Here is a 22,672-nt window from a genome sequence, read left to right as displayed (position 1 = left end):
TGAAAATCGCTCCTTAGCGGGCGGACGCTGCAGCAGCCTCCGCACCAGCCAGTTTCGCTATCGCGGCTTTTTCATGGGCCTTGCGGGCGTAACGCTGAGCCAGCACCGCACAGACCATCAGCTGAACCTGATGGAAAAGCATGATCGGCAGGACAATCGCGCCGATGCTCTGGCCAGCGAAGATCGCGCCCGCCATGGGTACACCGCTGGCAAGGCTCTTTTTCGATCCGCAGAAGGTGATGGTGATTTCATCCGCCTTGTCGAAACCAAGCGCCCGGCTGCCAAACATTGTCACGCAGAGGACCAGCGCCAGAAGAACCGTGTTGATGACGATGACCACGCCGATGTCGCGTACGGAGAACGTCTGCCATATGCCTTCGATAACCGCCTCGGAAAAGGCGAGATAAACCACCATCAGGATGGAGCCACGATCAACCGGGGACAGCAATTTCTTGCGTGCCCTGATCCAGTCTCCGATCCAGGGCTGCAGCACCTGGCCTGCGATGAAGGGCAAGAGCAGTTGCAGGAAGATTTGCAGGAACGCATCCAGCGAAAATCCGCCGCCATGGCCACCGACCGTAAACAGCAGACCGACCAGCAGCGGGGTCAGCACCATCCCAAAAATATTCGATGCGGAGGCCGAACAGATTGCGGCAGGCACGTTTCCGCCCGCCATGGATGTGAAGGCGATGGAGGATTGCACGGTTGACGGCAGAACGCAGAGAAACAGCACGCCCATATAAAGCGGTGCGGGCAGAATACTTTCGGGAATGAAACCGATGGCCACGCCCAGCAACGGGAAAAGGCCGAAGGTGACGAGAAGGATCGCCAGATGCAGGCGCCAGTGCAAGATGCCCGCAATCACCACATCCCGCGAAAGTCGCGCGCCGTGGAGAAAAAACAGCAATGCGATTGCCAGTTTCGTCGCAAGACCAAAATATTCCGCTGGCTGGCCGCTGATCGGCAAGAAGGAAGCCAAAATAACGGTGGCCACCAGCATCATGGTGAAACGGTCGGGCAGGAAGCGGGTCATGGAAGGTCTTTCCGGCATCGGTTTTGCTTGAAATATCCGCCACTATCGCTCATCATGAATTCGGATGCAAAGACTAACAGTTATCACAAAGTTAGATAAATGCTGAACCTTCAACATCTTGCCAGCTTCGTGATGCTTCAGCAAACCGGCAGCTTTACGCTGGCGGCCGAACGGCTGGGCGTTGGCCAATCCACTGTCAGCCAGCATATTCAAAGGCTGGAGGCAACACTTGGCCGCCGGTTGATCGCGCGCAGCACCCATCAGGTGAAGCTGACAGGCGAAGGCGAGGCGCTGCTTGGTTATGCCCGTAATATGCTGGAGATCGACAGCAAGGTCGCGTCATTGTTTAGCGAAACCCGTTTGCGCGGGCGGCTGAGGCTCGGCGTTTCCGAAGATTTCGTCGCCAGCCGGCTGACCGCCATTCTGGAGGAATTCATCCGTCTTTATCCGCTGGTGGATCTGGAACTGACGGTTTCGCTGAGCGGCGTGCTTTACCAGATGCAGGACAATGGCGAGTTGGATGTCGTGCTCGCCAAACGCCGGCTCGGCGACAAGCTTGGCCACTTCCTTTACCGCGAACCTCTCGTATGGCTGGCGCGCGACCCGGAGCGGATGCTGAACCAGCCGGACGCCTTGCCGCTGATTGCCTTCCCACCGCCGAGCATCACCCGAAAGGCGGCGCAGGAAGCGCTGGACCGGGCCGGGCTTGCATGGCGCATCGTCTGCACCTGCGGCAGCCTCTCTGGACTTACCGCCGCAGCAAGGGCAGGCATGGGTATTCTAGTGCAACCCCGCAGCATGGCGCCCGCCGGTCTCAAGGAGATTGCGGCGGACGTGCTGCCGGCACTCGAGGATGTGGAATTTGTGCTTCAGCCCAGCAAGGGTGCGGACACAAAACTGGTGCGCGCCCTTTCCGATCTGGTCTCCAGCAAGAGCATCGCACCGGGCAGTTTCGCGTAGCGCCCTTGGCGCATTTGCGACCGCAAATTCGCTCCGCACTTTTGCTGGAAATGCTTTAGCCTTCCCGTTTTGACAGGCAACGGCCGACGCTATCACGCCAGCCGGCGATGGCGCTTTTCCGCTCCGTCTCATCCATATCGGGATTGAAACGGCGGTCCCGTCTCCAATGGGCGGCAAACGCCTCGCGGTCTGGCCAGATGCCGGCGCGCGATGCTGCGAGCCAGGCGGCACCCAGAATGGTCGTTTCCAGGAATACCGGCCGGTCGACCGGTGCGGCGAGAACATCGGCCAGCCGCTGCATGGTCCAGTCGGAGGCGACCATGCCGCCATCAACCCGCAGAACCGTTTTACCGTTGTCGCCCGCCCAGTCCTTGCGCATGGCATCCAGCAGATCAAATGTCTGATAGGCCACGCTTTCCAGCGCCGCGCGCGCAAACTCCGCAGGTCCGGTGCCGCGCGTCAGGCCAAAAATCGCACCACGCGCTTCGGCATCCCAATAGGGCGCACCAAGGCCGGTGAAAGCCGGGACCAGATAGACGCGCTGATTGGGATCGGCCTTTTCGGCAAGCGCGCTGACTTCTGAGGCAACCGAAATAAAGCCCAGCTCGTCGCGCAGCCATTGCACCGCAGCACCTGCAATGAAGATCGATCCTTCCAGTGCATAGGTCGTCACGCCATCGAGACGGTAAGCGATCGTCGTCAGCAGCCGGTTGGTGGAGGCGACGCGATCCGTGCCGGTATTGAGAAGCGCAAAGCAGCCGGTGCCGTAAGTGGATTTCATCATGCCGGGCTCGAAGCAGGCATTACCGATGACGGCCGCCTGCTGATCGCCGGCCACGCCGAGGATCGGAATTTCCGCACCCAGCAGCGATTTGTCCGTCACGCCGAAATCGGCAGCGCAATCCAGCACTTCCGGCAGCATGGTGCGGGGAATGTTGAGGATCGACAACAGCTCGTCATCCCAGGCATTGTCCTCGATATTGTAAATCAGCGTTCGCGAGGCATTGGTGGCGTCGGTCACATGGCGGCGACCGCCGGTGAGGCGGTAGATCAGGAAACTGTCGACCGTACCGAAGCAGATTTCCCCTTTCTCCGCCCTTTCGCGAAGGCCGCTGACGCTATCCAGAAGCCATTTGAGCTTGGTGCCGGAAAAATAGGGATCGAGCAGCAATCCGGTCTTTTTTGAAAAGAGCGGCTCCAGCCCCCTTCGCTTCAGATCTTCGCAAATCGGCGCGGCGCGGCGATCCTGCCAGACCACGGCCCGGTGCACGGCCTCGCCCGTGTTGCGGTCCCACAGCACGGTCGTTTCGCGCTGGTTGGTGATGCCGATCGCCTCGATATCGGAAGCGGCGATGCCGGCATCGGCAAGCGCCAGCCGGATCGTTTCAAGCACGCTTTTCCAGATATCCTCCGCCTCATGTTCGACCCAGCCGGAGGCCGGGAAATGTTGCGGAAATTCTCGCTGTCCGACACCGATGACCCGCATGTCGCGATCAAAGACCATCGACCGCGTCGATGTCGTTCCCTGATCGATCGCCAGAATATAACCGCCCATTATGCTACTCCCTTTCAAACGCAATGACGGGGCGGCCAGAGCCGCCCCGGTTTAAGATTTCACGCAGACATTACTTCTGCCAGCTTTTGACCAGTTCGTCGTAATTGACGGTGACCGGCTTTTCCTTTTCGTTGGCAATCTTCAGCTGCGGCGCCAGATGACCCTTCGAAACGGCGTCCTTGTTCCAGTAGTCGATATCATGTTCTTCCGCCAGCTTCGGGCCGATATCGCCCTGCACGCCAGCGCGTTCCAGACGGCTCATGACCTTTTCCTGCTCGGCGCAGAGCGAGTCCATTGCCGCTTGAGCGGTCTTTGCACCCGAGGATGCATCACCGATCGCCTGCCACCAAAGCTGTGCCAGTTTCGGATAGTCAGGAACGTTGGTGCCGGTCGGAGACCACTGCACGCGAGCCGGCGAGCGATAGAACTCGATGAGGCCGCCGAGCTTGGAGGCCCGGTCCGTGAAGCTCTGGTGATGGATGGTACTGTCACGAATGAAGGTGAGACCTACATGGCTCTTCTTCACATCTACCGTTTTAGAGGTCACGAACTGCGCATAGAGCCATGCGGCCTTGGCACGGTCGTCGGGGGTCGATTTCATCAGCGTCCACGAACCCACGTCCTGATAACCGAGCTTCATGCCGTCCTTCCAGTAGACGCCATGCGGCGAAGGTGCCACACGCCATTTCGGCGAACCGTCCTCGCTCACGACTGGCAGGCCGGGCTTGGCCATATCGGCGGTAAACGCCGTGTACCAGAAGATCTGCTGGGCGATGTTGCCCTGCGCCGGCACCGGTCCGGATTCGGAGAAGGTCATGCCCTGTGCTTCCGGCGGCGCATATTTCTTCAGCCATTCGAGATATTTCTCGATGGAATAGACCGAAGCGGGACCATTGGTATCGCCGCCGCGTGCGACGCAGGAACCGACCGGCTGGGACTTGTCGTTGACCTTGATGCCCCATTCATCGACCGGCAGGCCGTTCGGCAGGCCCTTGTCACCGTTGCCGGCCATGGAAAGCCAGGCATCGGTGAAGCGCCAGCCGAGCGACGGATCCTTCTTGCCGTAGTCCATATGGCCGAAGACCTTCTTGCCACCGACATCGCGGCCGGTGAAGAATTCGGCAATGTCCTCATAGGCCGACCAGTTGACCGGAACGCCGAGGTCGTAACCGTACTTGGCCTTGAAATCGGCCTTGTTCTTGTCGTCGTTGAACCAGTCGTAACGGAACCAGTAAAGGTTGGCGAATTGCTGGTCGGGAAGCTGGTAGAGCTTCTTATCCGGTGCCGTCGTGAACGCACTGCCGATGAAGTCCTTGAGATCAAGGCCGGGGTTGGTAACGTCTTTACCCTCCTTGGCCATGAAATCGGTCAGGTTGCGCACCTGCTGGTAACGCCAGTGCGTGCCGATGAGGTCGCTGTCGTTGACCCAGCCGTCATAAAGGTTCTGACCGGTCTGCATCTGGGTCTGGATCTTTTCGACGACGTCACCTTCCTGGATGATGTCGTGCGTGACCTTGATGCCGGTAATGGCGGTAAAGGCCGGTGCCAGAACCTTGGATTCATATTCATGGGTGGTCAGAGATTCGGAAACGACCTTGATGTCCATGCCCGCGAAAGGTTTTGCGGCATCGACAAACCATTGCAGTTCCTTTTCCTGATCGCCGCGCGAAAGCGACGATAGATCGCCGATTTCCTTGTCCAGAAATTGCTTTGCCTCCTCCATTCCGGCGAAAGCGGAACCCGTCATTGCCAGCAGCATGGCTGCCGTCGTCGTCATCAGATGCCGTCGCATATCAGTCCTCCCAAGGGTTGCGATTGCACGAAGTCTCCCTGGTGCGGTTTTCCTCCGCCGCACCTTTCTTCCTGCTCTAGACGAAACGGAAAACGCCAATTGCGTAAACCGCCGACAGAGCGAGAGCCCACCACAGGTTCGGACCGACCAGCCCGAGCCATGCGAGATGAATGAAAGCGCTGCCAAGCAGCGAAATGAACAGCCGGTCGCCGCGCGTGGTCTCGAAACGCAGCAGGCCGAAGCGGGGGTTGCCGCCGGGTGAGAAATATTCCCAGAACCACATGCCGACCAGCAGCACGGCAATGGCGCCGAAAAACGCTGCCGTCTGCCAGGTCCACGCCATCCAGGTAAAATCGGGCATCTTCGTCATGGTCAAACCCTCCCCAGCGCAAAGCCCTTGGCGATGTAATTGCGGACGAACCAGATCACCAGCGCGCCCGGAATGAGCGTCAGCACGCCGGCGGCGGCAAGCAGGCCCCAGTCCATGCCGGCGGCGGAAACGGTTCGCGTCATGGTCGCAGCGATCGGCTTGGCGTCGGTCGTCGTCAGCGTGCGGGCGATCAGAAGCTCGACCCATGAGAACATGAAGCTGAAGAAGCAGGCGACACCGATACCGGAAGCGATGAGCGGCATGAAGATCTTCACGAAGAATTTCGGGAAGGAATAGCCGTCAATATAGGCGGTTTCGTCAATCTCCTTCGGCACGCCCGACATGAAGCCTTCGAGGATCCACACCGCCAGCGGTACGTTGAACAGGCAATGCGCCAGTGCCACGGCAATGTGCGTGTCGATCAGGCCGAAAGCCGAATAGAGCTGGAAGAAGGGAAGCGCGAAGACGGCGGGCGGCGCCATGCGGTTGGTCAGCAGCCAGAAGAACAGGTGCTTGTCGCCCAGAAAACGGTAACGGGAGAAGGCGTAAGCCGCTGGAAGCGCTGCCGAGACCGAAATCACCATGTTCATCACGACGTAAGTAATCGAGTTGATGTAACCCGAATACCAGGATGAATCGGTGAAGATCGTCCGGTAATTCTGCAGCGTTGGCTGATGCGGATAAAGCGTCATCGACGAGACGATTTCCGTGTTCGTCTTGAAGCTCATATTGATAAGCCAGTAGATCGGCACGAGCAGCAGGATGATGTAGATCGTCGGCACCAGCCATGAAAAACGCGACGGCCCATGGCGGCGGCGCGACCGTGAACTCGCGGCAATGCCCGCCATTCCCACCGAAGCGGCTCTCACCGGCGGATTGCCGATGCCGTTAAGTTCCACGCTTGTGGTGACATCAGAGGCGCTCATGTCTCAAGTCTCCGCGTCGTGGCTGGTCATCACGGTGTAGAACACCCAGGACAGCAGCAGGATGATGAGGAAGTAGATCAGCGACATGGCTGCCGCAGGCCCAAGGTCAAACTGGCCGAGCGCTACCTTCACGAGATCGATGGACAGGAAGGTTGTGGAATTGCCGGGGCCACCGCCTGTTACGACAAACGGCTCGGTATAGATCATGAAGCTGTCCATGAAGCGCAGCAGGAAGGCGATCAACAGCACCCGCTTCATCTTCGGCAGTTGAATGAACCGGAACACCGCAAAACGGGATGCGCCATCAATGCGTGCCGCCTGATAATAGGCATCCGGAATGGAGACCAGGCTGGCGTAACACAACAGCACGACAAGGCTCGTCCAGTGCCAGACATCCATGATGACGACCGTGATCCACGCGTCGACCGGATCATTGACGTAGTTGTAGTCGAGCCCAAGCTGATTGGCGTAATAACCAAGCAACCCGATATCGCTGCGGCCGAACACCTGCCAGATCGTGCCGACCACATTCCACGGCACCAGCAGCGGCAGTGCCATCGTGACGAGGCAGACCGGCACGCCGATGCCGGATTTCGGCATCTTGAGCGCGATGAATATGCCGAGCGGAATTTCAATCGCCAATATGATGCCGGAAAACACCAGATTGCGCCCCAGAGCGTTCCAGAAGCGGTCGGAGCTAAGGATTTCCTGGAACCATTGCGTTCCCGCCCAGAAGAACTGGTTGTTGCCGAAGGTGTCCTGCACCGAATAGTTCACGACCGTCATCAGTGGAATGACAGCGGAGAAGGCAACCAGCACCAGAACCGGCAGCACCATGAACCACGCTTTGTTGTTCCAGCTCTTTTCCATGGTCAGGCTCCCATCTTCACGCGCCAGGAATCGGCAAAGACACCGATGGCGGCCGGATCGAAGCGAACGCCCGCTTCCGCCGGAATTTCGTCCTCTTCCGGCACGACGATCGCAAGCTTCTGGCCGGCGAACCGGGCGCGAACGATCTTGCGGCGTCCGATATCCTCAACCTCATCCACGGTAATCGGCATGCCGCCCCGTTCCAGCCGGACGAATTCCGGGCGGATGCCGATCTCGATCCGCTGCTTTCCGTCAACCTTCGGCACACCGGCAAGCGGCACACCAAGACCACCGATCATTGCGGTCGCGCCGTCGATGCTGGCAGGCAGCACGTTCATGCCGGGCGAGCCGATGAAATAACCGACGAAAGTGTGTCCCGGCCGCTCGAAAAGTTCGGCGGGCGTGCCGATCTGAACGATCTGTCCGTCATACATGACCACGACCTTGTCGGCGAAAGTCAGCGCTTCGGTCTGGTCGTGGGTGACATAGACCATGGTGAAACCGGACTGGCGGTGCAGCCGCTTCAACTGCGAACGCAGCACCCATTTCATATGCGGATCGATCACCGTCAGCGGTTCGTCGAAGAGGATGGCATTGACATCGGAACGTACCAGCCCGCGGGCCAGCGAAATCTTCTGCTTCTGGTCAGCCGTCAGTCCGCGGGCGTGGCGTTTGGCCATGCCGGAAAGATCGGTCATTTCGAGGATTTCGCGTACGCGGCGGTCTACGTCCGCCTCTGGCACTTGTCGGTTGCGCAGCGGAAAAGCCAGATTGTCGTAAACCGTCATCGTGTCGTAAACGACCGGGAACTGGAACACCTGGGCGATGTTGCGGTCTTCGGTGGCAAGATCGGTGACATCGGTTCCGTCAAAGGCAATGCGGCCTTCGGAAGGGCGCAGCAGCCCGGAAATAATGTTGAGCAGCGTGGTCTTGCCGCAACCGGAAGGGCCAAGCAGCGCATAGGCGCCGCCGTCTTCCCATTCGTGATGCACTTCCTTCAGCGCATAATCACCGGCAGCCTGCGCCTTGGCGTTATAAGCGTGGCGAATGTGATCGAGCGTGATGCGTGCCATGATCGATCTCCCTTAAGCCGCTTCGCCGATGGCGTGGCCGTGTGCATCGAAAGCCATCAGGTGCCGCGTATCGAGAAAAAGCTCGATCTCCGTGTCCGGCTCGATGTCGTGAATGCCCTGCGCCAGCATGACCCAGCGCTGGCCTGAAAATTCGACATGGACGAAGCTCTCCGATCCGGCGATCTCCGAAATCAGCGTTCGCGCCCGGATGGATTGCGCCGCCTGCCCCTTTTGGTGCGGGAACAGATGATGCGGCTGGAAAGCGATGGTCACGGGACCATCCGGCATGGCGGCAAGATGCGCCGGAACCGTCACGACCGCGTGGTCGGCGCGGGTGAAAGCGCCACCTGTCTTGATGACATCGATGGTGTTGAGCGGCGGATCGGCAAAGATTTTCGCAGTCACTATATCCACCGGACGCCGGTAAACCTCGATCGTACGGCTGAATTGCGTCACCTTTCCCTCGTTCAGGGTCGCGGTATTGCCACCGAGAAGCAGGGCTTCGGAGGGTTCGGTCGTGGCATAAACGAAGATAGCGCCGGATTCCGCAAAGATGCGCGGCAATTCCTCGCGCAACTCCTCGCGCAGTTTGTAATCGAGATTTGCCAACGGCTCGTCGAGCAGCACCAGAGTGGCGTTTTTGACGATGGCGCGCGCAAGTGCCGTGCGCTGTTGCTGGCCACCGGAAAGGTTGAGCGGCGTGCGATCTAGATAGGGCGTCAACCTCAGAAGCTCGGCGGCCTTCCTGACCTCCCTGTCGATCGTCGCCTTATCCTTGCCAGCAACACGCATCGGCGAGGCGATGTTTTCGTAAACGCTGAGCGCCGGATAATTGATGAACTGCTGATAGACCATGGCGACGTTGCGCTTTTGCACCGGCCACCCCGTCACGTCCTCCCCGTTGAAAAGGATCGTGCCGCCGCTTGGCTTGTCCAGCCCGGCCATCAGCCGCATGAGCGTCGTCTTGCCCGAAAGTGTCGGTCCAAGCAGGACGTTCAGGCTTCCGCGCTGCAACGTCAGATCGGTCGGGTGAATATGATATTCACCGCCGACCATCTTCGAGACGTTTCGCAATTCAAGCATGGTGATCCAAAGCCTCCTCCGCTTTTCGATCGGATCGTCAGATTGCCTTCAAGCGTCCACCCGCAATGTCTTCGATATAATTCTCCAGCCCGCACACCTCTTCGGGGGCAAAGAAAAGCCCCTGCTTGGTGCGGCGCCACAGAATGTCCTCCGCCGTTAGCGCCCACTCCCGCGCCATCAGCCAGCGAACCTCGACCTCGTAAAGCGTGCCGCCGAAATGCCGTCCCAGCGCTGCGATCTCCCCCGCATTGCCGATTATCGACACCGCATCCGTTCCATAGCAGCGGACAAGCCGCTTGGCATGACGCTCATCAAGGAAAGGATAACGCGACCGCAAGGCCGCAACCTCTCCCGCATAGGCCTCGGCACCGAAATTTCCACCCGGCAAATGCGAACCCGCCGTCCATGGCGTACCCTTTTCACCCAGCGCATCGCCGATTTTTTCAAGAGCATGTTCGGCAAGCCGCCGATAGGTTGTGAGCTTGCCGCCGAAGATATTGAGAAGCAGCGCTTCGCCTTCAGCCCCTTCCGTTTTCAGCACGTAATCGCGGGTCGCTTCCTGCGCCTTCGACGCGCCGTCATCGAACAGTGGTCGCACGCCGGAATAGGTCCAGACGATATCGTCAGACGTCACCGGTTCGGCGAAATATTCGCTCGCCGCGCTACAAAGATAGCTGATCTCCTCGTCGCTGATCTTAACAGCACGGGGATCGGCGGTATAGTCGCGATCCGTCGTTCCGATCAGCGTAAAGTCCTGTTCGTAAGGGATGGCGAAGATGATGCGCCCGTCCGGATTCTGGAAAAAATAGGCGCGCGGATCAGAAAACTTCTTGCGCACGATGATGTGGCTGCCCTGCACGAGGCGGACATTGTGGACGTTGTTTTTGCCCAATGTCGAAGACAGAACCTTGTCCACCCAGGGGCCAGCGGCATTCACCAGCATGCGCGCCCGATAGGTCGCGGTTTCTCCGGCAGCACTTTTCGTTTCCACCCTCCAGAACGCGCCTTCGCGCCGAGCCGAAACGACCTGAGTGCGGTTGAGGATCAGGGCGCCACGATCAGCGGCATCGCGGGCGTTAAGCACCACGAGGCGGGCATCGTCCACCCAGCCGTCGGAATATTCAAATGCCTTGGCAAAAACCGGCTTCAGCGGTTTTCCGGCTGGATCACGGCGCAAATCGAGTGAGCGGGTGGCAGGCAAAAGTTTGCGACCACCGAGATGGTCGTAAAGGAAGAGCCCAAGACGCACGAGCCAGGCCGGGCGCACGCCGCCCTTCTGGAACGGCAGGACGAACCGCATGGGCCAGATGATATGCGGGGCCATGGCCCACAGCACCTCGCGTTCCATCAGCGCTTCGCGAACCAGACGAAACTCGTAATGCTCGAGATAACGCAAGCCGCCATGGATGAGCTTGGTAGCAGCAGACGAGGTGCCGGAGGCAAAATCGTTCATTTCCGCAAGTGCGACGGAATAGCCCCTGCCAACGGCGTCACGCGCAATGCCGCAGCCGTTGATGCCGCCGCCGATCACGAAAACATCGTGGATTGCCTCGTCAGACATGGACCCTCCCGTGCTTTCATCGACGCTCTCCTCATCGATATATTGAAAGCACAGACATCTAATTTGAAGACAAAACGAATGTCAAACGAAATTCCGGCACGGTGCAGATCAGGGTTCTCGCGCCTCGGTTTCGATCAGCCGGACGTCATGATCGGCACAGATGGAACGGATTGAATCGACCGGACAATGATCTGTGATGAAGGTGTGAACCTGCGAAAGATGGCCGATGCGCACCGGTGCTGTGCGCTCGAATTTCAGCGAATCCGACACGAGAATGACATGGCGCGCATTAGACATGATTGCCTGCGCAACCTTGACCTCACGAAAGTCGAAGTCCAGCAAGGCGCCGTCCTCATCGATCGCCGAAACGCCGATGACAGCAAAATCGACCTTGAACTGCCGGATGAAATCCACCGCCGCCTCGCCGACAATGCCGCCATCGGAACCGCGCACGACGCCGCCCGCAATCACCACCTCGATGCCGGGAAAAACTCGTAATCTATTGGCAACATTGATGTTGTTGGTAATGACCATCAGCTCGTGATGATCCGCCAGCGCTTCACCCACCGCCTCGGTCGTCGTGCCTATATTGATGAACAGGGAAGAGTTGTTGGGGATGAGGGCAGCGGCAGCGGCCCCGATCGCCTGCTTTTCGGAAGAGGCGATCGCGCGCCTCGCCTCGTATTTGACGTTCTCATTGCCGCTCGGGAAAAGCGCGCCACCATGGATGCGCGTCAGCACTCGCGTATCACAGAGATCGTTCAGGTCCTTGCGGATCGTTTGGGGGGTCACGGAAAACCGCGAGGCCAGCTCATCGACGAGCACCCGACCGTTCGCTTTCGCCAGCGCAACGATTTCATCCTGACGCGGTGTGAGCAGCATTTCACCCTCCCTCCTCTTTCAATTTTTTCGTTTTATTGAAGAGCGAACGAAAAACCAATGTCAAGGGACGGTTTTATGGCGGTGATAGCAGCCGACTTGCGGACATGCGCAAAAGACGCGCCTGTACCGCCCAGCAAACTTATTAGCCGGCTTTTTGAATTGGTGTAAGAGATGCCTCCTGCGTGCCGGCACCGGAAAGCGCCGAGGATGCGGCACCAAATGCATCACCGATGCCGATCAGCACGGGTTCGTTTACCCCCAGCCTCTCAATTGCCGCAGCCAGTTGCGCGAGCGAACCGCACCAGCGCTGTTCGTTTAAACGGCTGACGGAAATCATGACGGCAACGGGTGTCGAGGCAGGCATGCCATGGGCGAGCAGCGACGACTGTATCTCGGCGGCGGTCCGTCCACCCATATAAAAAACGGTGGTCAAACCCGGGTTGGAAAGCGATTTCCAGTCGATATTCTCCGGCAACTTTCCCTGCCTCGAATGGCCGGTTACGAAGCGAACCGACTGAGCGTGGTCGCGATGCGTGAGGGAGACACCGAGGCGCGAGGCCATGGCGCTTGCGGCGGTGATGCCCGGAACGACTTCGACCGGGATATTTTCGGCTTCCAGCGCCGCGATCTCCTCGCCGGCACGCCCGAAAATCATCGGATCGCCGGATTTCAGCCGCACCACCCGTTTTCCGGCCTTGGCGAGGCGGATCATCATCTCGTTGATGTCTTCCTGCCTGCAGCTTTCCCGGCCACCACGCTTACCGACCAGCATTCGCTTCGCTTCGCGGCGCGCCAGTTCCAGCACTTCCGCTGAAACGAGATCGTCGAACAGGATAACGTCAGCCGCCTGCAGGGCGCGCACCGCTTTCAGTGTCAACAGTTCGGCATCGCCCGGTCCGGCACCAACAAGCGTCACAAGGCCGCGACCCGATCCCCCCTCGCCCGGCCTGCGTTCCGATATCCGTAAGCAGCCGTTCTTCACTTCCCTCATCCAGCCTTTCGGTAAACGCCCGATCGACAAATTTTTCCCAGAAAGACCGCCGCGCGGCACCGGGAGCGAGCCGCAGATTGACGCGCTCGCGGATCGTCTGGGCAAGCGCGCCCCAATCCTTCAGCGCCAGCGGCAGCAATGTCTCGATGCGACGGCGAATGGCCTGCGCCAGAATGGGTGCGGCGCCATCGGTGGAAATCGACACCATCACCGGCGAGCGATTGACGATGGAGCCGAACTGGAACTGGCAGAATTCCGGCTTGTCGATGACATTGACGGGAACGCTGGCCGCGCGCGCGGCATTGTAAAATCTTTCGGCTTCCTCATCGGTTTCGCAATCCGCCAGCGCCAGTTCAGCGCCCTTGAAAATATCCGGACCCCACGAACGGTCATGCCATTTCAGCATCGGGCTTTTTGCGACGAGCGCCGCAAAGCTTTCCGAAAGCTCGCTTTCTTCACAATAGAGATGAAGCTGCGCCCCGCAGGCCAGCAGCAATTCCGCCTTCCATGCGGCTCCATCCGATCCGCTCACTAGCACCACGCGCTTGCCCTCGAGCCCCCAGAAGACCGGCAACTTGGCGAGCTTTTCCATACGGGCCGGTTCATTCCGCTGCGGTTTTAAGGCATCCATCGATGATCCCCCTGATTTCAGCGCGGCAGGAGCCGCAATTGGTTCCGGCATTCAACGCCTTGCCGATGGCTTCGACGCTGTGGCAGCCATCGCGGATGGCGGCCGTGATCTGGTTCACGCCTACATTGAAGCAGGAGCAGACCGTCGCGCCCGGATCAGCTCGCCCCGCCCCCGGCCGCCCGGCGACCAGCGCAAAACGCATGCGCAAATCCTCGTGGCGCTCGGAAAGCTGCGATATCGCCCAGTTGCGGGCAACGGCCACCGGCTCCTTGGCGATGAACAGCGCCGCCAGCAGGGTTTCGCCGTCGAAGAAAGCGAGACGCAGATCGCCCGTCTGCCGGTCGCTGTAACCCAGCGGCTCGATCCTGATATCGATGCCGAAAACCTGCCGCGCCCAGAGCGTCCAGTCCTGCGGCTCTTCCGCAAAGGCAAGCTCCATGCGATAGCCGCCATCCGCTTTGGCGATGGCCCAGTAGGCGCAATCCGGCGCGTTGGGCCGTACGCGGGAGATGGCAAATCCATAAGTCTTTGCCTCAAAACGCCTTGCCTTCACCGCCACATTTTTCGAGGCAGGCTGACCGGAATGCGGATCCGTGACCGGCGCGACAACCACATCGATGCGCGCCCGCGAGGCGAATTGATCGTTCCAGTGCATCGGCGCGAAGACCGATCCGCGTGCCTGCCTTTCGCTGACCAGCGCCCGCAACAGAACCTTGCCATGGGGGCTTTCCAACTCCACCAAATCGGCACTTTCGATTCCCAGCGCCTGCGCATCGCGCGGGTGAAGTTCGGCGAAAGGCTCGGCGATATGGGCGGTGAGCCGCGCGCTTTTGCCGGTGCGGGTCATGGTGTGCCATTGATCACGGATGCGGCCGGTATTCAGCGTCAGCGGATAATCGGGCGATGTCCTGTCGGTCTGCGGCAAAGCGGTGACGATGAACCGCGCCTTTCCATCCGCATGGTAAAAACGGCCATCCGCGAAAAACCGGGTAACGGCGGTCTCGCCGGGCCGGGCTTTCGGCCATTGAAAGGGCGGCATCGTTTCGTAGGAAGCCCGTTCGATCCCGCTTATATCGAAATCACGGCTTCCGGCATTCTCGAAACCGGAAAGAGCAGCATGCTCGGCGAAAATCTCCGATGCCTGGCCATAAGCGAAGGCGGCATCAAAACCCATGCGCCGACCCACTTCCGCCATCTGCCACCAGTCGGCCTTTGCTTCACCCGGAGCATCGAGAAAGCCGCGCTGGCGGGAAATGCGCCGTTCGGAATTGGTGACGGTGCCATCTTTTTCACCCCAACCGAGCGAGGGCAAGAGGACATGGGCATGGCGTGCGGTATCGGTACTGGCCATGACATCGGAGACGACGACAAAAGGACAGGCCTTGATCGCCGCCTCGACGGCACCGGCATCCGGCATGGAAACGACGGGGTTGGTGGCCATGATCCACAGCGCCTTGACGCGGCCATCGGCCACCGCCCTGAACATATCCACCGCCTTCAGGCCAGGCTTTTGCGCAATGGCAGGCGAGGCCCAGAAGCGCTGGACGCGGTCGCGGTCCTCGGCGCTTTCGATGGCCATATGGGCGGCCAGCATGTTTGACAGCCCGCCAACTTCGCGCCCACCCATGGCGTTCGGCTGGCCGGTCAGCGAAAACGGTCCCATACCCGGCCGGCCGATGCGGCCGGTGGAAATATGGCAATTGATAATGGCGTTGACCTTGTCGGTGCCGCTCTGCGACTGGTTGACGCCCTGGCTGTAACAGGTGACGGTCTTTTCCGTGCGTTCGAACAATTCGTAAAAGGAAATCAGTTCTGCAATCGTCAGGCCAGTCGCTTCGACAATCTCCGGCAGGCTGTATTCGGTTGCTGCCAGCATCGCAGCGCCAAAGCTGACCGTATGGTTTTCCACATAGCCGTGATCGATTGCGGGACTATCGGAAAGATGCGCCAGCAAGCCGACAAAAAGCGCCACATCTCCATCCGGGCGAATGGCGAGATGCATATCGGCAATATCGGCGCTCATCGTCCGGCGCGGATCGATGACGACGACCTTCATTTCCGGCCTTGCTGTTTTTGCGGCAGCGAGTCGCTGGTAGAGAACAGGGTGGCACCAGGCGAGATTGGAGCCGGTGAGGATAACCAGATCGGCAAGCTCCATATCCTCATAAGTGCCCGGCACCGTGTCAGCACCGAAAGCGCGACGATGGCCGGCGACCGAAGACGACATGCAAAGCCTTGAATTGGTATCGATATTGGCCGAGCCGATAAAACCCTTCATCAGCTTGTTGGCGAGGTAATAATCTTCCGTCAACAATTGGCCGGAGACGTAAAAGGCAACTGAATCCGGGCCATGCTCGGTAATGGCCTGCGAGAACCGGGAAGCAACTAGATCGAGCGCTTTGTCCCACGTCGCCCGCCTGCCATCGATTTCGGGATGGAGAAGGCGGCCATCGAGATCGATGGTCTCGGCCAGAGCCGAACCCTTGGAGCACAGCCTTCCGAAATTGGCAGGGTGATCCGGATCGCCCTTTACGGAAACGACGCCATTGTCGTTGATAGTGGCGATAACGCCGCAACCGACGCCGCAATAGGGACAGGTGGTTTTTGTTTCAACGGGCATGGGTTTGCCTTCTCTGTGCGCGGCGTTTACCCCCCTCTGTCCTGCCGGACATCTCCCCCCTCAAGGGGGGAGATCAATTGCGGCACCGCCCTCCATTCACAGCGTACACCGCCGCCCGTAGAGATGCTGGGAGCATTCACCTTGTCGATCTCCCCCCTTGAGGGGGAGATGCCCCGCAGGGCAGAGGGGGGTACCATCGCCGCCATCGCAATTCACTCCGCCGCAATCATCAGAGTTTCAAGCGCTATCGAAAGCCGCCCGTCGAGATTACGGACAGGGATAGTCCTCACCTCACCCTCATCCGCACCCAACGCCTTCCCCGTCTCCAGCGAAATGACCCAATTGTGCAAAGGACACGTCACCGAAGCCCCATGCACGATGCCCTGAGACAGCGGCCCGCCCTTGTGCGGGCAATGATCCTCTATCGCGAAGACCTGATTTTCCGCCGTGCGGAACACGGCGATCTTGCCCATTGGCGTTTTCACGCAACGCGCACCACGCAGCGGGATGTCAGAAATGTCGCCAATATCGATCCAGTTGCTGTCCATCGTTCTCACTCCGCCGCCTCACTGAAACCGATTGCCGCCATGGGCCTGAACTCATGCTTGTCATGGCCGGACACACGTTCCGACCACGGATCGATCTGCGCGAATTTCTGGCTAAAGACGAAGCGGTCGAAATAAGCTTTGCGCTTGTCGGCATCGTCCATGATCTGGCGGCGTACTTCGTCGTAGCCGATACGCTTGGCCCATTTGTAGATCCGCTCGAGATACCGCGCCTGTTCGCGGTACATCTGCGTCAAAGCGACGATATGCTCCAGCGCGTCGTCCTCGGTATGGACGAGACCGAGCACTTCCGTGCCCTTGATATCGAGACCGGCGGCACCGGCGAAATGGATTTCAAAACCGGAATCGACGCAGATGACGCCAATATCCTTGCACGTCGCCTCCGCGCAGTTGCGCGGACAGCCGGAAACCGCGAGTTTCAGCTTGGCTGGCGTCCACGAGCCCCACATGAATTTTTCGATGCGGATGCCAAGGCCGGTGGAATCCTGCGTGCCGAAGCGGCACCATTGTTCGCCCACACAGGTCTTCACCGTGCGCAGCCCCTTTGCATAGGCCTGACCGGAAATGAAACCGGCCTTGCCGAGATCGGCCCAGACCGCCGGCAGATCCTCCTTCTCGATGCCGAGAAGATCGATGCGCTGGCCACCGGTCACCTTCACCATCGGGATTTCGAATTTGTCGACCACATCCGCAATTGCCCGGAGCTCGGAGGACGATGTGACGCCGCCCCACATGCGCGGCACGACGGAATAGGTACCGTCCTTCTGGATATTGGCGTGGACACGCTCATTAATGTAACGCGACTGATAATCGTCGGCATATTCATCCGGAAAATCGCAGACGAGATAATAATTGAGCGCCGGGCGGCACTTGGCGCAGCCGCAGGAGGTTTTCCATTCCAGCTCCTGCATCACGGCGGGAATGGTCTTCAAGCCCTTGGCCTTGATGAGGCGGCGCACATCGTCATGACCGAGATCGGTGCATTTGCACATCGGCTGCACGGCAGCGGGGTTGTAGCTGTCGCCCAACGTCAGCGTCATCAGCTGTTCGACAAGGCCGGTGCAATTGCCGCAGGAGGCGGACGCTTTTGTGTGAGCGCGCACATCATCCAGAGAGCTCAGCCCCTTGGAGGTGATGACCGAGGTGATCTTGCCCTTGCAGACGCCGTTGCAGCCGCAGATTTCCGCATCATCCGGCAAGGCTGCAACGGCCGCCATAGGGTCCAGCGGAGACCCTCCCTGATAGGCCTGGCCGAAGATCAGGGTTTCGCGCATGGCGGAAATATCGGTCGATTTCTTCATCAGATCGAAGAACCACGAACCATCCGCCGTTTCGCCGTAGAGAACCGCACCGATGATGCGGTTTTCCTTGAGGATGAGCCGCTTGTAGACGCCGGCGGTGGCATCGCGCAGCACGATTTCCTCGCGGTCGTCACCTTCCGCGAAATCACCAGCGGAAAACAGATTGATGCCCGTCACCTTCAGCTTCGTATTGGTGACGGAGCCGTGATATTCGGCCGAACCGCCGCAAAGCCGGTCGGCGAGCACGCGGGCCGATTCATAAAGCGGCGCAACGAGGCCATAGCACATGCCGCGATGCTCGGCGCATTCGCCGAGCGCATAGATTGAGGCGTCCGACGTCATCATACCGTCATCCACCACGATACCGCGATTGACGGCGATGCCGGCTTCCCTGGCGAGACCCGAGGCCGGACGGATACCGACCGCCATCACAACCATATCGCCTTTGATGATCCGGCCGTCCTCGAGCTCGATGCCCTCGACCTTGTCCTCGCCGAGAATGCACTTGGTGTTGGCCTTGGTGATGATGTCGATGCCGCGCTCGTTCAGCGCCTTTTCCAGAAGATAGGCCGCTGCCGGGTCGAGCTGGCGCTCCATGATCGTCGGCATCAGGTGGATGACGGTGACATCCATGCCCTGACGCTTGAGGCCGTAAGCCGCTTCCAGCCCAAGAAGACCCGCGCCGATGACGATAGCGCGGCCTTTGCCTTCAGCGATTTCCAGCATCTTCGTCACATCGTCGAGATCGCGATAAGCGAGTACACCGGGCAATTGATGGCCGGGAACGGGAATGATGAAGGGCAGGGAACCGGTGGCGATCACCAGCCTGTCGTAAGAGGCCGTGATGCCGTTTTCACTGGTCACGGTTTTCTTGTCACGGTCGATGCCGGTGACCTTTGCGCCCTTGTGCAGCGTCACATTGTTAGCCGCATACCATTCGTCACCATGGATGACGATGTCTTCATAGCTCTTTTCGCCTGAAAGCACTGGCGAGAGCATGATGCGGTCGTAATTGACGCGCGGCTCGGCGTTGAAAATCGTGACGTCGTAGAGGCCGGGGGCGGTTTCGAACAGGTTTTCCAGCATGCGCCCCGGCGCCATGCCATTGCCGATGATGACGAGTTTTTGCGTCATGGTCGTTACTCCGCGGCTTCGACGAAGCGGTGACGTTCGTAAAGGAACTTCAGCACGGCCTCGCGGCATTTGAGGTAGGTTTTGTCGGATGCAAGCTCGATGCGGTTGCGCGGGCGCGGCAGCGGCACATCAAGCACTTCGCCGATATGGGCGGCGGGACCGTTGGTCATCATCACGATACGGTCGGAAAGCAGCACCGCCTCATCCACATCGTGGGTGATCATGACCATGGTGTTGCCGAGCCGGGCGTGGATTTCCATTACCGCATCCTGAAGGTGAGCGCGGGTCAGCGCGTCCAGCGCGCCGAAGGGCTCGTCCAGCAGCAGGATTTTCGGCTCCATGGCGAGCGCGCGGGCAATGCCGACGCGCTGTTTCATACCGCCGGAAATTTCGGAGGGTTTTTTGTCTTTCGCATGGGCCATTTGCACGAGATCGAGATTGCGCATGACCCAATCATGCCGCTCGGCCCGCGTCTTCGTGTTGCGGAAGACCTTCTCGACGGCGAGGTTGACGTTTTCATAGACCGAAAGCCAGGGCAGCAGGCTGTGGTTCTGGAACACGACGGCGCGTTCCGGGCCGGGCTCGTTGACCTCCCGGTTTTCGAGCAGCACCGCACCTGCGGAGACTTTTGTCAGCCCGGCGATGAGGTTGAGCATGGTGGATTTGCCGCAGCCGGAATGGCCGATGACGGAGACGAATTCGCCTTTTTCGATAGTGAGGTTGATACCTTTCAGCACCTCGGCGCGCGAACCGCCCTTGTCGAAATATTTGTCGATATGATCGAGCTTCAAATAAGCGTTCATGATTGTTGCCCTCTCAATTTGCCGCAGCGCCGCGGGTGATGACCTTGCCGAGCGCCGCCACCAGCTTGTCGAGCATGAAGCCGACAACGCCGATGTAGGCGAGCGCCACGATGATGTCGGGCAGGCGCGAGGAGTTCCACGCATCCCAGATGAAGAAGCCGATGCCGACACCGCCGGTCAGCATTTCCGCCGCAACGATGGCGAGCCAGGAAAGGCCGATGCCGATGCGCAGGCCGGTGAAGATGTAAGGCGCAGCGGAAGGCAGCATGATCTTGAAGAAAAATTCGATCTGGTTGAGCCGCAGCACCTTTGCGACGTTGCGGTAATCCTGCGGAATGTTGCGCACGCCGACCGCCGTATTGATGATGACCGGCCAAATGGAGGTGATGAAGATCACGAAAATGGCCGACGGATTGCTGTCCTGAAAGGCGGCGAGCGATAGCGGCAGCCAGGCGAGCGGCGGCACGGTGCGCAGAACCTGAAAGATCGGGTCGAGGCCGCGCATCGCCCAGATCGACTGACCGATCACCGCACCGAGAATGATGCCGGCAATGGCCGCAAGGCCGAAACCGTAAGCCACTCGCTCCAGCGAGACCAGTACACGCAAGCCGAGGCCGATATCCTGCGAGCCATTGTGGAAGAACGGCGAGACAATGAGATCGTAGCTTTCCTCAAAAACCTGGCTCGGCGGCGGCAGCGAGGAGCCTGGGGCGGAACAGAGCACCTGCCAGACACCCAGCAGGACAGCGAGGACGATAAATGGCGGTATGATGTTGCGGGCCGCTGCCGCACCCCATTTACGCAGATCAATCCGCGGCGACTGTTTGGGCGAAAGGGTCACCACGTTTGCCTTTTGCGCCGCCGGTTGCTGCGGCTGTTCCTTGAATTTTCGGGCCAATGCGGACATGGGCATTTCCTCTTGATGTCGGTTGCGGTCAGGGTCTCGCCCCTCATCCGGTCTTCAGTCGCGACCGTTCAAAGGCCGGAACTGGCGGACGAGGGGCGACACCCTTGTCTCCTCCTCAGGAGGCCGCTTTGATGGAAAGGCTTTCGAGATAGGCGGACGGGTTTTCGGGGTCGAAGACCTTGCCGTCGAAGAAGGTTTCCTTGCCGCGTGACGCGGAAGCTGGAATGTCGGAAACGCCGAGATCCTTGGCCGCCTCGCGCCAGATATCCTCGCGGTTGACCTTCGCAACCAGCGCCTTCACATCGGTATCAGGCGCGAATTTGCCCCAGCGGATGTTTTCCGTGATGAACCAGCTGTCATGGCTACGGAAGGGGTAGGACGCGTGATCCTGCCAGAACTTCATCTGCAGGCCGGTATTTTCCAGCACGCGGCCGTTGCCGTAATTGATATTGCCCTTGAGGCGGCCGAGGATATCCTTCGGCGGCACATTGAACCATTGGCGTTTGCCGAGAATGGTGGACATCTCTTCCTTGTTGTCCATGCCGTCGCACCATTGTTGAGCTTCCATCACAGCCATCAGCAGCGCCTTGGCGGCATTGGGGTTCTTCTCTACCCAGTCGGCGCGCATGCCGAGTGCCTTTTCGGGATGCCCCTTCCAGAGTTCACCGGTGGTACAGGCGGTAAAGCCGATGCCCTGATTGACGAGTTGCTCGTTCCAGGGTTCGCCCACACAGAAGACGTCCATATTGCCGACCTTCATGTTGGCAACCATCTGCGGCGGCGGAACGACGATGGTGGAGACGTCCTTGTCCGGGTCGATGCCACCGGCGGCGAGCCAATAGCGAATCCATAGATCATGCGTGCCGCCGGGGAAGGTCATCGCGGCCTTGATTTCCTTGCCTTCAGCCTTCTTCTTCTCGAAAGCCGCCTTCAGCTTGGCAGCATCGAGCTGAACGCCGGTTTCGGCATATTCCTTGGCGACTGAAATGCCCTGGCTATCGAGGTTGAGGCGGGCGATGAGCGCCATCGGCACCGGCACATTGTTCTGGGTCACCTTGCCGGTATGCATGAGGTAAGGCATCGGCGTCAGAATATGCGCGCCGTCAATGCCGTTCGATGCGCCACCGAGCACGAGATTGTCGCGCGTCGCACCCCAGGATGCCTGTTTGAGAACCTCGACGTCAGGCATGCCATGCTTGGCGAACAGTCCCTTTTCAGCCGCGATGATGAGCGGCGCGGCATCGGTCAGCGCGATAAAGCCGATTTTCGCACCCTTCACTTCCGGCTCAGCGGTGGCTGCAAAAGCGCCTGACGGAAAGGCGGTGCGTACGGCGGTGACGAGGGCTGCGGTGGCTGTCGTCCTCAGTATCGTGCGGCGGCTGACATCGCCCGAGAATATCTTTTTCATTCGCATCTTCCCCTTATTGGGTCACCTTTTGAGGTGACGCTTTCGCTTGCGAAAAAACCTGAAAATAAAAAAACGCCGCTCGGTGTTTGCGCCTTCGGAACGGGAGGTGTTCCGAGCAGCAAAACCTTGCGACGTCTATGTCTCTGAAAGCGCCTATGCCGCGCCCTGCTTGCCCCGATCGCCGTTGACCGGTGCAAACAGGAAGA

At 59.5% G+C, this 22,672-nt stretch carries 17 protein-coding genes and 1 pseudogene; 1 reads left to right on the top strand and 17 read right to left on the bottom strand.

The window, feature by feature from the left end:
• Window positions 1-13: 13 nt before the first annotated feature.
• Window positions 14-1,033 (bottom strand): bile acid:sodium symporter family protein, encoded by a 1,020-nt coding sequence (locus tag RBH10_RS04635; protein WP_281038690.1) that lies wholly within the window; start codon window positions 1,031-1,033, stop codon window positions 14-16.
• 99 nt (window positions 1,034-1,132) lie between these two features.
• Between RBH10_RS04635 and RBH10_RS04630 the strand changes: the two genes are divergently transcribed.
• On the top strand, window positions 1,133-1,993 hold the full coding sequence (locus RBH10_RS04630) for a LysR family transcriptional regulator (protein WP_281038689.1): 861 nt from the start codon (window positions 1,133-1,135) through the stop codon (window positions 1,991-1,993).
• Between the two features lie 55 nt (window positions 1,994-2,048).
• Here RBH10_RS04630 and glpK read toward each other — a convergent pair whose 3' ends face one another.
• The 16 genes and pseudogenes from glpK to RBH10_RS04550 all read right to left on the bottom strand — a co-directional run bounded on the left by glpK (window position 2,049) and on the right by RBH10_RS04550 (window position 22,466).
• Window positions 2,049-3,548: a glycerol kinase GlpK gene (gene glpK / locus RBH10_RS04625; RefSeq protein ID WP_281038688.1), complete on the bottom strand. Its 1,500-nt coding sequence runs from the start codon at window positions 3,546-3,548 to the stop codon at window positions 2,049-2,051.
• Window positions 3,549-3,618: 70 nt separating this feature from the next.
• Window positions 3,619-5,340, bottom strand: a complete 1,722-nt coding sequence (locus RBH10_RS04620) for an ABC transporter substrate-binding protein (RefSeq protein ID WP_281038687.1) — start codon at window positions 5,338-5,340, stop codon at window positions 3,619-3,621.
• A 76-nt stretch (window positions 5,341-5,416) separates the two neighbouring features.
• The gene (locus RBH10_RS04615; protein ID WP_281038686.1) at window positions 5,417-5,710 is read right to left on the bottom strand and encodes a DUF2160 domain-containing protein; all 294 of its coding nucleotides are present in this window, start codon (window positions 5,708-5,710) and stop codon (window positions 5,417-5,419) included.
• Between the two features lie 2 nt (window positions 5,711-5,712).
• Complete coding sequence (locus RBH10_RS04610) at window positions 5,713-6,558, bottom strand: carbohydrate ABC transporter permease (protein WP_370953854.1); 846 nt, start codon at window positions 6,556-6,558, stop codon at window positions 5,713-5,715.
• 81 nt (window positions 6,559-6,639) lie between these two features.
• The gene (locus RBH10_RS04605; RefSeq protein ID WP_045016205.1) at window positions 6,640-7,506 is read right to left on the bottom strand and encodes a carbohydrate ABC transporter permease; all 867 of its coding nucleotides are present in this window, start codon (window positions 7,504-7,506) and stop codon (window positions 6,640-6,642) included.
• A gap of 2 nt (window positions 7,507-7,508) precedes the next feature.
• A complete protein-coding gene (locus RBH10_RS04600; protein ID WP_281038685.1) occupies window positions 7,509-8,579 on the bottom strand; it encodes an ABC transporter ATP-binding protein in 1,071 nt (356 codons plus the stop codon).
• A 12-nt stretch (window positions 8,580-8,591) separates the two neighbouring features.
• Entirely contained in the window at window positions 8,592-9,662 is a 1,071-nt protein-coding gene (locus tag RBH10_RS04595) for an ABC transporter ATP-binding protein (protein ID WP_281038684.1), read from the bottom strand.
• A 37-nt stretch (window positions 9,663-9,699) separates the two neighbouring features.
• Complete coding sequence (gene glpD / locus RBH10_RS04590) at window positions 9,700-11,223, bottom strand: glycerol-3-phosphate dehydrogenase (RefSeq protein ID WP_281038683.1); 1,524 nt, start codon at window positions 11,221-11,223, stop codon at window positions 9,700-9,702.
• A 108-nt stretch (window positions 11,224-11,331) separates the two neighbouring features.
• Window positions 11,332-12,105 carry a DeoR/GlpR family DNA-binding transcription regulator gene (locus RBH10_RS04585; protein WP_045019829.1) on the bottom strand — a complete coding sequence of 258 codons (774 nt, stop codon included), beginning with the start codon at window positions 12,103-12,105 and terminating at the stop codon, window positions 11,332-11,334.
• Between the two features lie 142 nt (window positions 12,106-12,247).
• Window positions 12,248-13,727, bottom strand: a pseudogene (gene cysG, locus RBH10_RS04580) (siroheme synthase CysG).
• Window positions 13,699-16,347 carry a nitrate reductase gene (locus RBH10_RS04575; RefSeq protein WP_281038681.1) on the bottom strand — a complete coding sequence of 883 codons (2,649 nt, stop codon included), beginning with the start codon at window positions 16,345-16,347 and terminating at the stop codon, window positions 13,699-13,701. The pseudogene cysG and the gene RBH10_RS04575 overlap by 29 nt, the downstream one beginning before the upstream one ends.
• A 212-nt stretch (window positions 16,348-16,559) precedes the next feature.
• Complete coding sequence (gene nirD / locus RBH10_RS04570) at window positions 16,560-16,895, bottom strand: nitrite reductase small subunit NirD (protein ID WP_003519747.1); 336 nt, start codon at window positions 16,893-16,895, stop codon at window positions 16,560-16,562.
• Between the two features lie 5 nt (window positions 16,896-16,900).
• Window positions 16,901-19,348, bottom strand: coding sequence for a nitrite reductase large subunit NirB (gene nirB, locus RBH10_RS04565; protein WP_281038680.1), 2,448 nt, complete (start codon window positions 19,346-19,348; stop codon window positions 16,901-16,903).
• Between the two features lie 5 nt (window positions 19,349-19,353).
• Complete coding sequence (locus RBH10_RS04560) at window positions 19,354-20,151, bottom strand: ABC transporter ATP-binding protein (protein ID WP_281038679.1); 798 nt, start codon at window positions 20,149-20,151, stop codon at window positions 19,354-19,356.
• Window positions 20,152-20,164: 13 nt separating this feature from the next.
• A complete protein-coding gene (gene ntrB, locus RBH10_RS04555) occupies window positions 20,165-21,058 on the bottom strand; it encodes a nitrate ABC transporter permease (RefSeq protein WP_281038678.1) in 894 nt (297 codons plus the stop codon).
• A gap of 115 nt (window positions 21,059-21,173) precedes the next feature.
• Window positions 21,174-22,466, bottom strand: coding sequence for a CmpA/NrtA family ABC transporter substrate-binding protein (locus RBH10_RS04550; RefSeq protein ID WP_281038677.1), 1,293 nt, complete (start codon window positions 22,464-22,466; stop codon window positions 21,174-21,176).
• Window positions 22,467-22,672 lie beyond the last annotated feature (206 nt).

It is taken from the genome of Rhizobium sp. AN73 (assembly GCF_030757975.1).
Classification (GTDB): Bacteria; Pseudomonadota; Alphaproteobacteria; order Rhizobiales; family Rhizobiaceae; genus Agrobacterium; species Agrobacterium arsenijevicii.
Note: the sequence above shows the minus strand (reverse complement) of the source record. Positions and strands in the feature narration are given on the sequence as shown.